Origin of the sequence: Intrasporangium sp., from assembly GCF_030452765.1 — a bacterium.
GTDB lineage: Bacteria > Actinomycetota > Actinomycetes > Actinomycetales > Dermatophilaceae > Intrasporangium_A.
The window spans coordinates 1-14,275 of sequence record NZ_JAKDLO010000124.1; the positions used below are offsets into that span (position 1 = coordinate 1).

Genomic DNA, 14,275 nt, shown 5'->3' on the forward strand with positions numbered 1-14,275 from the left:
CCCTGATCGACAGTGCATCAGTCGCGATCGAGAGTGCAGGGAACTGAACTCTCGATCACGAGACGTGCACACTCGATCTGGGTTTGTGCACTCTCGATCTGGGTTTGTGCACTCTCGATCGGGGGATCAGCCGGGGTGGATGCCCCACGTGCCGGTCCACTCCTGACCCGGCTCGAGAACGAGCAGGCCCACGCCGGAGTTGAACGCATCGGCGGGGCACGTCATCGGCTCCACCGCGATGCCGGGAGCGCCTTTGCCCTGGTGGGCGGCTCCGGTGAAGACCTGCAGCCACGGGAAGGCTGCATCGGCCCAGAGGCTCACCGACCCGAACGTGTCCGACTGGACCCGGCAGCGCCACATCCCGTCGTCGTCGCGCCGCACGTCGGTGTAGGCGGTATCCAGGATCTCGGGGCCCACCCGACGACCGGACCGGAAGTCGTAGCGAGTCCCCTCGACGGGGTGGGAATCGGTGGGCAGCATCCGGTCGTCGGCGGCCAGCCACGTCGAGGCCGGCACGCGGAGCTCGACATCCTCGATGGGGACCATCCCGATGGACAGGTACGGGTGCGCGCCGTACCCGAACGGTGCCGGGCCGTCGCCGACGTTGCGGGCCGCCGGCGTCACGACGAGACCGGTATCGTCGAGCGTGTAGGTCGTGCGCAGATCGAGGTGGTGCGGCCAGCCCGGCTGCGGGTGGAGCCGGTAGCGCACGGTCACCGAGTCGCCCTCGTCCTCGAGCAGCTCCCAGAGCGACCAACGCACCAGGCCGTGGCTGGCATTGCGGCGCGACACCTCGGTGAGGGCCAGCTGCTCGGCCCGCCCAGCGAACTCGTACCGCCCGTCCCGGATCCGGTTGGGCCATGGCATGAGCTGCTGTCCTCGACCGGACCGACACTGATCGCCCGCGTCGTACCCGGCAACGACGGGCACCCCGTCCCGGGTGAAGCCGCGCAGACCACCGCCGACCTCGACAACGGTCGCCTCGAACGGTCCGTGCGCGATGGTGAACTGCTGCCCGGTCGGCGCCGCCGGCGACACAGCACCGGTGTCCTGGCTCATGCTCTCGGTCGCACCTCTTCCCCTCATCCCACAAGCCTATCCGCGACTAGGTTGAGACCATGGCCGTGCCGAGTCGGAGCCTCGCCGACGACATCCGTCGCCGCACCGACGACGAGCTCGTGGCGCTGGTCCTCGCCCGGCCCGACCTGGCCCGGCCGGCACCGGCCGACCTGACCGGGCTCGCCGCCCGGGCGAGCACGAAGGCCAGCGCGCAGCGGGCCGTCGAGGCGCTCGACCGGGGGCACCTGCAGGTCCTCGAGTCCCTCGTGGTCGCCGGTGACGACGCCACCCGCTCCGACGTCCGTCGCCTGCTCGGCGTGGACGAGGCGGACGACGCGACGGTCCGGTCGATCGTCGAGGACCTGTGGCGCGCGGCCCTGCTCTGGCGGGCGGGCGGCGCGTTCCACGTCGTTCGCACAGTCCCCGAGGTCCTCGGCCGCGCCATCGCCGGCCTCGGTGCGCCGATCCACGAGCTGCGCCCGTCGCCGAGCCGCGCCACCGCGACGATCGAGGACCCGGCTGCGCTCGCCGCGCTGCTCGAGGAGGCCTCACCAGCCGCACGGGCGGTGCTCGGCCGGATGGCGTGGGGCCCGCCGCTCGGGGTCCCGCCGACGAGCGGTGCGGGGCAGGCAGCGGTCCGCTGGCTCCTCGAGCACCACCTGCTCGTCACCGTGTCGGTCGACCGCGTCGCGCTCCCTCGGGAGGTCGGGCTCGCCCTGCGCAACGGGCGGCTGCACCGCACGACCTCCCTGAGCCCACCCGACCTGCCCGCTCGCACCGTCCCAGCGGTCGACGCCGTCGCGGGCGGCGCCGCGAGTGAGCTGCTGACCCGCATCGACGAGGTCGCCGAGGCCTGGGGTGCCGAACCGCCGCGCGTCCTGCGCGGCGGTGGGCTGTCGGTACGCGACCTCAGGCACACGACCGCGCTGCTCGACGTCGAGCCGGAGCGCACGGGGTTCCTCCTCGAGGTGATGTATGCCGCTCAGCTGGTCGCCGACGACGGCGAGGTCGCCCCGGTGTGGGCTCCCACACCGGCGCTCGACGAGTGGGCCGGGGCCGGGGCCGGACACCGGTGGGCGGCCCTCGCCTCGGCCTGGCTGCGGATGACCCGGGCCCCGCACCTGGTGGGTCACCGGGCCGCCGGGACGTCCGGCGCGAACGCCCTGGGACCTGACCTCCAGTGGCCACCGATCCGCGCGATCCGGCGTGAAGCCCTGACCGAGCTCGCCGCGCTGCCCCCGGGAGGCGCCCCCGGGGCGCAGGACCTGACGCGACGCCTGCTCTGGAGACGCCCGCTGCGTTCCGGCACCGACCTCGCCGAGGCGGTCACTGCGGTGCTCCGGGAGGCCGAGTGGCTCGGGGTGACCGGCCGGGGCGCTCTGTCCACAGCCGGCCGGGCCCTCGTCGGGGCCGGCGGCAGTGTCACCCGTGTCGAGTCGGCCGCGAGCGCGATGGCGGCCGAGCTCCCCGCACCGGTCGAGCACATCCTCGTGCAGGCCGACCTGACGGCCATCGCCCCCGGCCCCCTCGTCGGCAGCCTCGCCGCGTTCATGCGCCTGGCCGCAGAGGTCGAGTCGAGGGGTGGCGCGACGGTCTACCGCTTCACGACCGAGTCGCTCCGCCGGGCGCTCGACGCCGGCCAGTCGGCGGCCGAGGTGCTCGACACCCTTCGCCGGGCGAGCCGGACGGCGCTTCCACAACCACTCGAGTACCTCGTGACCGACGTCGCACGCCGGCACGGACGTACGCGGGTAGGCGGCTGCGCGGCATACATCCGCTCGGACGACCAGGCCATCCTCGAGGCGATGCTCGTCGCGCGCGACCTCGGCCCGCTCCTGCTTCGGCGCATCGCGCCGACCGTCCTTGTGTCGCAAGCGAACCCAGCCGTCGTCAGGGAGCTGTTGCACGACGCGGGGTTCTCGCCCGTCATGGAGTCGGTCGACGGGTCAGTCCTGGCCACCGAGGTGCCGCGGCGGCGGGCCCGCGGCCGGAGGGCTCCGGGGATGACGGTCAGCGCCGTCGACGAGCCCTTCACACGCTCCCTCGTGGCGGGGCTGCGGACGGCGGAGGAGGCGGCCGACGCACGGCGCGCCGAGGAGGAGCAGCGCGAAGGACCGAGTATCCCGGTGACCGATCCCGTGGTGACCCTGGCGCTGCTGCGTGACGCGGCGGCGGACCGGCACGGAGTCTGGGTCGGCGTCACGGACCGGCACGGCGCGAGGACCCGAGAGCTGATCCACCCGAGGCGGGTCGACGGTGGGCAGGTGCGCGCGACCGACGCGGCGGGACACGAGAAGACCTACTCGGTCCACCGCATCACCGGCGCCACCCTCGCCTGAGGTACCCGGCCCGAGCGCGCAGCGGTCCACGGGACACCCGCCTCGTCCTGCCGTCCCGCTCTCAGCGAATTACCAGACTCGAGTCACACGATCGTCTACGGGCTGGAAGTTGCCTGCAGGTGCGCTGATGACCTCGAGCACCGGGGGATCGTCCCCGGCAGGCAGGACCGTTCGGACCCAGCTGCGGGTCTGGACCCAGCTGCGGAAGGAGCCAAGGATGACAATCGAGAAGCAGCGCCGTCGCGGGCGACGACCCCCGACTCAAGAAGGGGCTCGGCACCGTCAGTCTGCTGTTCACCGCGATCGGGTCCATCATCGGGTCGGGCTGGCTGTTCAGCTCCCTGGCCGCCTCGAAGATCGCCGGGCCCGCCGCGATCATCTCCTGGGTCATCGGCGCGATCATGTTCATCTTCATCGGGCTGGCCTACTCCGAGCTGGGCACGATGTTCCCGCACTCGGGAGGCGTCGCGCGTTACCCGCACTACTCGTTCGGGTCGTTCACCAGCTACTCGATGGGCTGGGTGACCTGGCTGGCCGCCGCCGCCGTAGCCCCGGTGGAGGTCTCGGCGGTGCTGACCTACGCCACCAGCTACCTGCCCTGGCTGGAGAACTCCAACACGACCCTGACCGGGCTGGGCATCCTCGTGGCGATCGTGCTCATGGCGATCTTCGTCGGGATCAACTACATGGGTGTCACGTGGTTCACCCGGGTCAACAACGTGGCCGTGTGGTGGAAGCTCGGCATGATCGCACTGGTCATCATCATGCTGCTCGTCCACTTCAACGCCAGCCACCTGACTCAGTTCGGCGGGTTCCTCCCCTACGGCTGGCACGGCGTCTTCTCGGCCATCCCGGCAGCCGCCATCGCCTTCTCGTTCTTCGGCTTCCGGCAGGGCATCGAGCTCTCCGGCGAGACCGACAACCCGAAGCGGAACGTGCCGCTGACCCTGCTCGGCTCCGTGGTCATCTGCGGGATCCTCTACATCCTGCTGCAGCTGGCCTTCATCGGGACCGTCCCGGAGAGCGCCTTCGCGAACGGCTGGGCCGGCATCGGCGCCGGGTTCGTCTCCACGACCGGGGCCGCCGCGAACTTCGCCCCGCTGGCCGCGATCGCGAGCGTGCTCGGCCTGATCTGGCTCGCCGGTCTGCTCTACGCCGACGCGATCATCTCCCCCAGCGACACCGCGATGATCTACCTCAAGGTCACCACCCGGATGTCCTACGCCATGGGACGCAACCGCAACGCCCCTGCCGCCCTCTCCAAGGTCAACGACAACGGCGTCCCGTGGGTCAGCCTGATCCTCGCCTGGGTCGTCGGGTGCATCTTCTTCCTGCCGTTCCCCAGCTGGCAGTCCCTGGTCGGCATCGTCACGAGCATGACCGTGCTGTCGTTCGGCAGCGGCCCGATCGTGCTGCTCGCCATGCGCAAGCAGCTCCCCCACCAGCACCGGCCGTTCAGCCTCGGCGTCGCCGTGTGGCCGGTCGCGTTCCTGGCCCTGCTCGCGACGAACCTGATCATGTACTGGTCCGGCTGGGACCAGGTCTGGAAGATGATGCTGGCCATCGTGCTCGGCTACATCCTGCTGGGCGTCTTCCACGTGACCGACAAGGGCCGGGCACCGAAGCTGGAGTTCCGCAACGGCTACTGGGTGCTCATCTGGTTCGCCGGGATCACCCTCGTCAGCTTCCTGGGCCAGTTCTCCGGGGTCCCCGGCAAGGCCGACGCCGGTGAGCTGAACTACCTGGACTTCAACTGGGGCATCATCGCCAACATCATCCTGTCCCTGGTCGTGATGGCCTTCGCGTGGACCTGCCAGCTCCCGAGCCACCGGGTGCACGAGATCCTCGCCGAGACCGACAACCCCGACAGCATCATGCTGGAGGACTGACCGTCGTCGTCCCGCACGACCAGCGCCTGGACCCATCGGGGCACTCACTGCTCCCGATGGGTCCACCCGCTCGCAGCGACGCCGGGATCAGGCGCCGGCCAGTGCCCGGACGACGCGGGAGGGGCTGGGACGGCCGAGCTGCCGCGCCATCCAGACGCTCGTCTCGACGAGCGTGTCCAGGTCGACGCCGGTCGACACGCCCGCCCCGGTCAGCGCCCAGACGAGGTCCTCGGTGGCGAGGTTGCCGGTCGCCGACTTGGCGTAGGGGCAGCCGCCGAGCCCGCCGGCGGCCGCGTCGACGGTGGCGACCCCGTCCTGCAGGGCGGCCAGCGTGTTCGCCAGCGCCTGCCCGTAGGTGTCGTGGAAATGGACCGCGATCCGGTCGGTGCCGATCCCGCTGTGTCCCAGGGCCTCGAGGAGCCGGTGGACGTGACCGGTCGTGCCGACCCCGATCGTGTCGCCGATGCTCAGCTCGTCACAGCCCAGGCCCATGAGCCGCTGCGCGACCTCGACGACCTGTTCGACGGGGACCGGCCCCTCCCACGGATCCCCGAAGCACATCGAGACGTAGGCGCGCACCCACAGGCCGTCGGACGTCGCACGCCTGACGACCGGCTCGAACATCGCGTACTGCTCGGTCACCGACCGGTTGAGGTTCTTCTGCGCGAAGGTCTCGGTGGCCGATCCGAAGATCGCGATGGCCTGCAGGCCGAGCTCCTCGGCTCGGTCCAGGCCTCGCTCGTTGGGCACGAGCGCAGGGCGGCGCCGACCGACCCCGTCGGGGCCGAGGGCGCCGAGCACCTGCTCGGCGTCGCCCATCTGCGGCACCCACTTCGCGGGGACGAACGAGGTCGTCTCGATCGTCCGGAGCCCGGCGGCCTCAAGGCGTCGGATGAACTCGACCTTGGTGGCGGCCGGCACCACGGTCTGCTCGTTCTGCAGGCCGTCGCGGGGACCGACCTCGTAGATCGTGACTTCCGCGGGCAGTCCGGACGCCGACTCGACCTGGGGGGTGCGCATGGCCCCATGGTGTCAGGCGCCGCACTGCCCGGAAACCGGTATGTTGCGGAACGTCTGGATCAAGGGCAGGACCGACCGAGAGAAACGGCAGGACGAACGAATGAGCCTACGCGACGACGCGACCTCGATGGCGGACGAGCTCGTACAGCTGCGACACGAGCTGCACCAGGAGCCGGAGATCGGACTCACCCTCCCCAAGACTCAGGCGCGGGTCCTCGCCGCCCTCGACGGCCTCCCGTTGGAGGTGAGCACCGGCACCCGGACGACCTCCGTCACGGCGGTGCTGCGCGGCACCGGGCGGGCCGGGACGCAGAGCGAGACCCCGACCGTGCTGCTGCGCGGGGACATGGACGCGCTGCCGGTGACCGAACGGGCCGACGTGCCCTATCGCTCCCGGATCGACGGCGCGATGCACGCCTGCGGGCACGACCTGCACACGACGATGCTCATCGGTGCCGCGCGGCTGCTCGCGGCGCACCGCGACCAGCTCGAGGGAGACGTCGTCCTCATGTTCCAGCCCGGCGAGGAGGGCTGGGACGGGGCCGGCGTCATGATCGAGGAGGGGGTCCTCGACGCCGCCGGCCGGCGCGCCGACGCGGCCTTCGGCCTGCACGTCTTCTCCGCGGTCGCCCCACACGGCGCCTTCCTGACCCGGCCAGGCACGATGATGTCCGCATCCGACGAGCTGCGCGCGACCGTGCAGGGCGCCGGCGGGCACGGCTCCACACCGCACCGGGCCAAGGACCCTGTCCCGGCCGTGGCCGAGGTCGTCATGGCGCTACAGGCGATGGTCACGCGCCAGTTCGACATCTTCGACCCGGTCGTGGTCACCGTGGGCCAGCTGCACGCCGGCACCACGTCCAACGTCATCCCGGACGACGCCTACCTGGAAGCCACGGTGCGCACCTTCTCCGAGGAGTCCCAGGAGCGGATGGCCGAGGCGGCGCCCCGGCTGGTGCGGCAGGTCGCCGCGGCACACGGCCTGGAGGCGAGCGTCGAGTACCTCCGGTCGTACCCGGTGACCGTCAACGACGTCGACGAGACGGCGTTCGCCGCCAAGACGGTCGCCGAGGTCTTCGGACCGGCTCGCCAGGTCGACCTCGCCGCACCGCTGGGCGGGTCGGAGGACTTCTCCCGGGTCCTGCAGAATGTGCCGGGCAGCTTCCTGTTCCTCGGCGCGGTCCCTCCCGGTCAGGACCCCGCGACCGCGCCGATGAACCACTCGCCCCTGGCGACCTTCGACGACTCCGTCCTGCCCGACGGCGCCACCCTCTACGCCGAGCTCGCGGTACGACGCCTCGCCCAGCTCGCCGCCACGCGCTGACCTGGGCCCTCCTCGAGGGAACACCGGGACGGCTGCGGCTGTTGGTCACTCGTGATGAACGACGGAGCCCTGATCGTCCAGAGCGACAAGACCCTCCTGCTCGAGGTCGACCACCCCCGAGCCGAGGAGGCGAGGCGTGCCATCGCGCCGTTCGCGGAGCTGGAGCGGGCTCCCGAGCACGTCCATACCTACCGGGTGACCGCGCTCGGGCTCTGGAACGCACGGGCCGCAGGACACGACGCGGAGCAGGTCGTCGACGCGCTCATCACGCACAGCCGCTACCCCGTCCCGCATGCCCTGCTCGTCGACGTCGCCGAGACGATGGACCGCTACGGCCGGCTCACCCTCGAGAAGGAGGGCTTCGCCGACAGCCCGGAGGGCACCCGCCTCGTGCTGCGGACGACGGACCGCCCGGTCCTCGAGGAGGTCCTGCGGCACAAGAAGATCAAGCCGCTGACCGGCGAGCGCATCGACGACCTGGCCGTCACCGTCCACCCGAGCGAGCGCGGTCACCTCAAGCAGGAGTTGCTCAAGGTCGGCTGGCCCGCGGAGGACCTCGCCGGCTACGTCGACGGCGAAGCCCACCCGATCGACCTGGTCCAGCAGGGGTGGCACCTACGCCCCTACCAGCAGCACGCCGTCGACGGCTTCTGGCACGGCGGCTCCGGCGTCGTCGTGCTGCCCTGCGGCGCCGGCAAGACGCTCGTCGGAGCCGGTGCGATGGCATCCGCCAAGGCGACGACCCTCGTCCTGGTCACCAACACGGTCGCTGCCCGGCAGTGGAAGGACGAGCTGCTCCGGCGCACCTCCCTGACCGAGGACGAGATCGGCGAGTACTCCGGCGCCCGCAAGCAGATCCGGCCGGTCACGATCGCGACCTACCAGGTCCTGACGACCCGGCGGAAGGGCGCCTACACCAACCTCGACCTGCTCGACGCCCGCGACTGGGGCCTGATCGTCTACGACGAGGTGCACCTGCTGCCCGCGCCGATCTTCCGGATGACCGCAGACCTGCAGGCCCGCCGCCGGCTCGGCCTGACCGCGACCCTCGTCCGCGAGGACGGCCGCGAGGCGGACGTCTTCTCGCTCATCGGTCCCAAGCGTTTCGACGCGCCGTGGAAGGACATCGAGGCGCAGGGCTGGATCGCTCCGGCGGACTGCGTCGAGGTGCGGGTCTCCCTGCCCGACGGGCAACGGATGACCTACGCGACGGCCGAGCCGGACGACCGGTACCGGCTCGCGTCCTGCTCCGACGCGAAGCTGGCGGTCGTCGACAAGCTCGCGCAGCGGCATACCGACGAACCGACCCTCATCATCGGTCAGTACCTCGACCAGCTCCACGAGCTCGCCGAGCGGCTGGGCGCCGACGTCATCACCGGCGAGACGACCGTGCGGGAGCGCCAACGGCTCTACGAGGCGTTCCGCTCCGGGCAGATCCGCCGCCTCGTCGTCTCGAAGGTCGCAAACTTCTCCATCGACCTGCCCGAGGCATCCGTCGCGATCCAGGTGAGCGGCACGTTCGGCTCGCGCCAGGAGGAGGCGCAGCGGCTCGGCCGGGTGCTGCGCCCCAAGGGGGACGGCCGCACCGCCCACTTCTACACGGTGGTGGCCCGCGACACGGTCGACGCCGACTTCGCGGCGCACCGGCAGCGGTTCCTCGCAGAGCAGGGCTACGCCTACCGGATCGTCGACGCCGGCGACCTCTGAGCGGTCATGCCAGGGCGGTCTGCACACCGACGACCACGGCGATGACGACAAGGAAGACCGCGAACGCGCGCATCAGATGCGCACCGTGCAGCCTGCCTGAGACGCGGGTGCCGAGCGAGGTCCCCACGCCCGTGCCGACTGCGAAGGTCAGGACGAGCAGCCACGGTATGCCGCTGACCCCCTTGCCGGCGATGCGGGTCAGCAGCGCTGCCACCGAGTTGACGCAGATGACGACCAGACTCGTGGCCGTGGCCCGGCCGGGCGGCATCCTCATGACGAGAGCCAGGGCCGGCACCGTCGCGAACCCGCCTCCCACACCGAAGAACCCGGTGAGCGCGCCGATGCCCAGGGCGGTCGGCACGAGCTTGCCCACCGAGACGTCCCCCGGCCCCGTCGACACCGACTGGTCACGGTCGGCGCTGCGCCACATGAGGACCGCGACGGCAGCCAGCAGCACCGCGAAGGAGCCGAGCAGCAGGCGGGCGTCGGCGGCATACGACAACCGGGCGCCGGCGATCGAGCCGGCGATGCCGAGCCCGCCGAAGACCAGACCCGTTCGCCAGGCGACCCGACCGGACCCGCGCATGGAGACGAGCCCGACGAAGGCTCCGAAGAGCACGACGACGAGCGAGATCGTCGTCGCCGGGTGCGCCGGCTGCCCGAGGACGTAGACGAGAACGGGCACGGACAGCACCGCCCCACCACCCCCGAGGCCACCCATGACGAGACCGACGACCAGCCCGACGAGGGGGGCGAGCAACCAGGTCGTCACGGCGCCCAGCGTACGGCCAGCCACGTCGCCGGCATGCCCATGCGATTCCCAGCAGACTCACAGCATGCGTGGGGAGACTGTAGAACGTGCAGACCCAGACCCCTGAGGCCCGCCTCCTCGTGGTCGAGGACGAGCCGAACATCCGAGAACTGCTTGCGACCTCGCTGCGCTTCGCCGGTTTCGAGGTCGAGACCGCCGAGGACGGCACGAGCGCGCTCGCCCTCGCCGAGAGCTCCGAGCCCGACCTGGTCGTCCTCGACGTCATGCTGCCCGACGTCGACGGCTTCGAGGTCACCCGTCGGCTGCGCGACCGCGGTCGTCAACAGCCCATCGTCTTCGTCACGGCCCGCGACTCCGTGGGCGACAAGATCGCCGGCCTCACCGTCGGGGGAGACGACTACGTCACCAAGCCGTTCAGCCTCGAGGAGGTCGTCGCCCGCATCCGCGCCGTCCTGCGACGCACCCGCGGACCGCGCGACGACGACTCGGCCACCCTGCGCTTCCACGACCTCGAGCTCGACGAGGACTCGCACGAGGTCCGTCGGGGGGGTCGGGTCATCGAGCTGTCGCCGACGGAGTTCAAGCTGCTGCGCTACCTGCTGCTCAACCCCAACCGGGTGCTGTCGAAGCTGCAGATACTCGACCACGTCTGGGACTACGACTTCCGGGGCGAGTCGGGGATCGTCGAGTCGTACATCTCCTACCTGCGACGCAAGATCGACTGCGACGGCCTGCCCTCCCTCATCCACACCAAGCGTGGCGTCGGGTACGTGCTGCGGGTCCCGCCCGAGTCCTCGCCCTGACAGGATGGTCCGCAGCACGCGACCACTGGGGAGGAGGCGGTTCACGCTGCGCGCCATGCCGCTGCGTTGGCGTCTGCTCGCCGTCGCCCTCAGCCTCATCCTCGTCGCACTCGTCCTGACCCTCGTGGTCACGAGCGCGTTGCTCAACCGGTACCTGCTCGGGCAGGCCGAGCAGGAACTGCGGCTCTACGCGGCGAGCCTCGCCCGGCTGCAACCCACCCAGCTCGAGCCCGACCACCCAGTGCTGCCGACCGGGTTCACCCTGCGCGTCATCCCGGCGCAGGGTGACAACCAGCTCTCGTTCGGCGAGTCCGTGACCGAGAAGGACCGGGCCGACATCCCCCTCATCCGCCCGGACGACCCACGGGTCGAGGACGGCCGTGTCTTCACCGTCGGCTCCGTCGGCGGTGGCGTGCATTGGCTCGCCCTCGCGACGACGAACACCGACCGCAGCGCAACCTTCGTCGTCGCCCTCTCGCTGCGCAACCTCGACGACACCGTCGACCAGTTCATCTGGTACGCCGCCGGGATCGGGGCGATCGTGCTGGTGATCTGTGCGGTCGTGGGCTGGTTCCTGGTCAGACGGGTCTTCCGTCCGCTGACCGAGATCGAGGACACGGCAGCGACCATCGCGGGCGGCGACCTGACCCGGCGCGTCCAGGTCCCCGCCACGAGGGACGAGGTCGCCTCCCTCTCCCGGTCGCTGAACGTCATGCTCGCCCGGATCGAGCGGTCCTTCGCGGTCCGCCAGGCCAACGAGGCGAAGATGCGCCGCTTCATCGCCGATGCCTCGCACGAGCTACGTACCCCTCTGGCGGCGGTCTCCGGCTATGCAGAGCTCTATCGGCAGGGCGCGCTGCCGACCGAGGACGCGGTCGGAGGGGCGATGGCCCGGATCGAGGGCGAGAGCCACCGGATGCGCGACCTGGTCGACGACCTGCTGACGCTGGCACGCCTCGACGGTGAGCGGCCGCTCAAGTTCGGGACGGTCGACCTCGCGGTGCTCGCCGCCGACGCCGCCCAGGACGCCCGCACCATCGACCCCGACCGCAGCGTGAGCGCGACGGGGATCGCCGGGCCGATCCGTCCCACCCTGCTCGTCGCGGACGAGCGACAGCTGCGCCAGGTCGTCACGAACCTCGTGACGAACGCCCGCGTCCACACTCCCGGCGGCACGCCCATCCAGATCCTCGTCGGCCCCCTCGACCGTGGCCATGTCGCGCTGGCCGTCCGCGACCACGGTTACGGCATCCGGGAAGCCGACCGAACCACCGTCTTCGAACGGTTCTACCGCGCCGACGCCTCGCGCAGCCGCGGCCACGGTGGCGGCAACGGTCTGGGCCTGGCCATCGTCGAGGCGATCGTCACGGCCCACGGCGGCGCGGTCCGCGCCGACGAGACACCGGGCGGCGGGGCGACCTTCGTCGTCGAGCTGCCCGTCCAGCCACCAACCCGGGACCACACAGCGGACTCATAGGAAGGACAGAGGGGTAACCAAACGAGAAGGAGTGAACTAGGAAGCAACCAGCCGATCGAAGGAGCCGCCATGACCATGGCACCCGGGACCCACAACCCGATGTCCGCTGTCCCCCCGCCCCCGCAGCAGCAGCCGCCCACACCACCGGGGAACCGGGAGCCCGAGCCGAAGCCCAGGCGGCGCATCGTGGAGATGACCGGAGTCGCCGTGCTCGCGGCGGTTCTCGCGAGCGGTGGGACCTACGCGGCCCTGCACACCGGGGGCGGGGCCAGCGTCGCGCCGCAGAACGCGAGCTCGCAGGCCCTCCAACAGGGAGGAAGCACCTCACCCACTGTCATCCAGGGCGATGCCGTGGCGCCGGACTGGGCCGCGGTTGCCAAGGCAGTGTCGCCGAGTGTCGTCAGCATCACCGTCGTCCTGCAGAACGGCGAGGCGCAGGGTTCCGGCGTCATCATCGACGGGCGGGGCCATGTCCTGACCAACAACCACGTCGTCGCGGGCGCGACAGGCGGCTCGATCTCGGTGAGCCTCAGCAACGGCCGGACCTACTCCGCATCAATCGTCGGCACCGACCCGTCGACCGACCTGGCCGTCGTCAAGATCCAGGGAGCCCCCGACGACCTGACGCCGATCACCCTGGGTGACTCGAGCAAGGTCTCGGTCGGCGACCCCGTCATGGCGATCGGTAACCCGCTCGGCCTGTCCGGGACGGTGACGACCGGGATCGTCAGCGCCCTCGACCGCCCCGTCACGACCCAGGCGAGTGAGCAGGAAGGGTCGCCCTTCGGCAACCAGACGACGGCCGACACCGTCGTGACGAACGCGATCCAGACCTCGGCCGCGATCAACCCCGGCAACTCCGGTGGCGCCCTCGTCAACGCCAAGGGGGAGCTCATCGGCATCAACAGCGCGATCGCCCAACTGGGTGGCGGGGGGCCGTTCAGCAGCGGCCAGAGCGGCAACATCGGCATCGGCTTCGCGATCCCCGTCAACGAGGCCAAGACGATCGCCACCCAGCTCATCGCCAAGGGTCACGCCGACCACGCCTTCCTCGGCGTGAGCGCCCGCGATGCCGTCGTCACCGATGGCCCGGCCAAGCGGGCCGGCGCCGAGGTGGTCCAGGTCGTGCCGGACACCCCGGCAGCCAAGGGCGGCCTCAAGCAGGGCGACGTCATCATCATGGTGGACAACGAGCGCATCGAGTCCTCGACCGCCCTCGTGGCCCAGATCCGCGAGATGCAGGCAGGCCAGCAGGCCAAGCTGACCGTCGTGCGGAACGGACAGCGCCAGGCGATCACGGTGACCCTCGCCGTCAAGCCGACCAGTTCGAACAGCTGACCCGCGCACGACGCTGTGCAAGGGGCCGTGGCTTGAGCAAGACTGGGGCATGGACGCGGAACGGAACAGACAGAACACCCTCGATGCGATCGCGGCATTCAACACCGGCGACCTGGACCGCTACCTCGCGAGCTATGCGCCTAACGCGGTCATCCACGGGCTCCCTCAGCACCTCGAGCCCACCGTGTCGGGACACCGCGAGTTCCTCACCGCGATGCGGGACGCACTCCCGGACGTCACCTCGACGGTCGAGGACTCCGCGGCGAGCGCGGACCTCGTCGCGACGCGGCACACCTACCGCGGCACCCACGAGGGCGTGTTCCACGGGGCGCGACCGACGGGGCAGGTGCTCGAGTGGACGGCCATGACGTTCCGGCGCTTCAACGACCAGGGCCTGGTCACCGAGCGCTGGATCGTCAGCAGCGACCTCGCGCTGCTGCGGCAGCTCGGTCAGCTCGGCACGCCGGCCGCGAGCCATCCCGCGCGCTGATCCATCGCGAGCCGACGCGGCGCTGAGCAGGCTCAGACGACGAGCGCGCTCGGCACG

10 protein-coding genes and 1 pseudogene are annotated in these 14,275 nt (G+C 71.0%); 8 read left to right on the plus strand and 3 right to left on the minus strand.

Translation table 11 applies throughout. The annotated features are described in order from the left end of the window. Window positions 1-126 precede the first annotated feature (126 nt). Entirely contained in the window at window positions 127-1,059 is a 933-nt protein-coding gene (locus L0H79_RS14960; protein WP_301485430.1) for an aldose 1-epimerase family protein, read from the minus strand. 59 nt (window positions 1,060-1,118) lie between these two features. Here L0H79_RS14960 and L0H79_RS14965 point away from each other — a divergent pair, with 59 nt between their 5' ends. Both L0H79_RS14965 and L0H79_RS14970 read left to right on the plus strand, forming a co-directional pair. After that, window positions 1,119-3,398, plus strand: a complete 2,280-nt coding sequence (locus L0H79_RS14965; protein WP_301485431.1) for a helicase-associated domain-containing protein — start codon at window positions 1,119-1,121, stop codon at window positions 3,396-3,398. 284 nt (window positions 3,399-3,682) lie between these two features. Beyond that, window positions 3,683-5,287 (plus strand): annotated as a pseudogene (locus L0H79_RS14970) (APC family permease); the annotation flags it as partial. 87 nt (window positions 5,288-5,374) lie between these two features. Here the strand turns inward: L0H79_RS14970 and L0H79_RS14975 are convergent. Beyond that, a complete protein-coding gene (locus L0H79_RS14975) occupies window positions 5,375-6,307 on the minus strand; it encodes a hydroxymethylglutaryl-CoA lyase (RefSeq protein WP_301485432.1) in 933 nt (310 codons plus the stop codon). A gap of 100 nt (window positions 6,308-6,407) precedes the next feature. Here L0H79_RS14975 and L0H79_RS14980 point away from each other — a divergent pair, with 100 nt between their 5' ends. Continuing rightward, window positions 6,408-7,631, plus strand: coding sequence for a M20 family metallopeptidase (locus tag L0H79_RS14980; RefSeq protein ID WP_301485433.1), 1,224 nt, complete (start codon window positions 6,408-6,410; stop codon window positions 7,629-7,631). A 54-nt stretch (window positions 7,632-7,685) separates the two neighbouring features. Then, window positions 7,686-9,338: a DNA repair helicase XPB gene (locus tag L0H79_RS14985; RefSeq protein WP_301485434.1), complete on the plus strand. Its 1,653-nt coding sequence runs from the start codon at window positions 7,686-7,688 to the stop codon at window positions 9,336-9,338. 4 nt (window positions 9,339-9,342) lie between these two features. Here the strand turns inward: L0H79_RS14985 and L0H79_RS14990 are convergent, their stop codons facing one another. Further along, a complete protein-coding gene (locus tag L0H79_RS14990) occupies window positions 9,343-10,110 on the minus strand; it encodes a sulfite exporter TauE/SafE family protein (protein WP_301485435.1) in 768 nt (255 codons plus the stop codon). 86 nt (window positions 10,111-10,196) lie between these two features. On the opposite strand from L0H79_RS14990, the gene L0H79_RS14995 reads away from it, so the two are divergent. The 4 genes from L0H79_RS14995 (at window position 10,197) to L0H79_RS15010 (ending at window position 14,218) form a co-directional block, all read left to right on the plus strand. Next, window positions 10,197-10,913, plus strand: a complete 717-nt coding sequence (locus L0H79_RS14995; protein ID WP_301485436.1) for a response regulator transcription factor — start codon at window positions 10,197-10,199, stop codon at window positions 10,911-10,913. A 55-nt stretch (window positions 10,914-10,968) separates the two neighbouring features. Continuing rightward, on the plus strand, window positions 10,969-12,390 hold the full coding sequence (locus L0H79_RS15000) for a cell wall metabolism sensor histidine kinase WalK (RefSeq protein ID WP_301485437.1): 1,422 nt from the start codon (window positions 10,969-10,971) through the stop codon (window positions 12,388-12,390). Window positions 12,391-12,459: 69 nt separating this feature from the next. Continuing rightward, on the plus strand, window positions 12,460-13,728 hold the full coding sequence (locus tag L0H79_RS15005; RefSeq protein ID WP_301485438.1) for a S1C family serine protease: 1,269 nt from the start codon (window positions 12,460-12,462) through the stop codon (window positions 13,726-13,728). Window positions 13,729-13,777: 49 nt separating this feature from the next. Next, entirely contained in the window at window positions 13,778-14,218 is a 441-nt protein-coding gene (locus L0H79_RS15010) for an ester cyclase (protein WP_301485439.1), read from the plus strand. The last annotated feature ends 57 nt before the right edge of the window (window positions 14,219-14,275 follow it).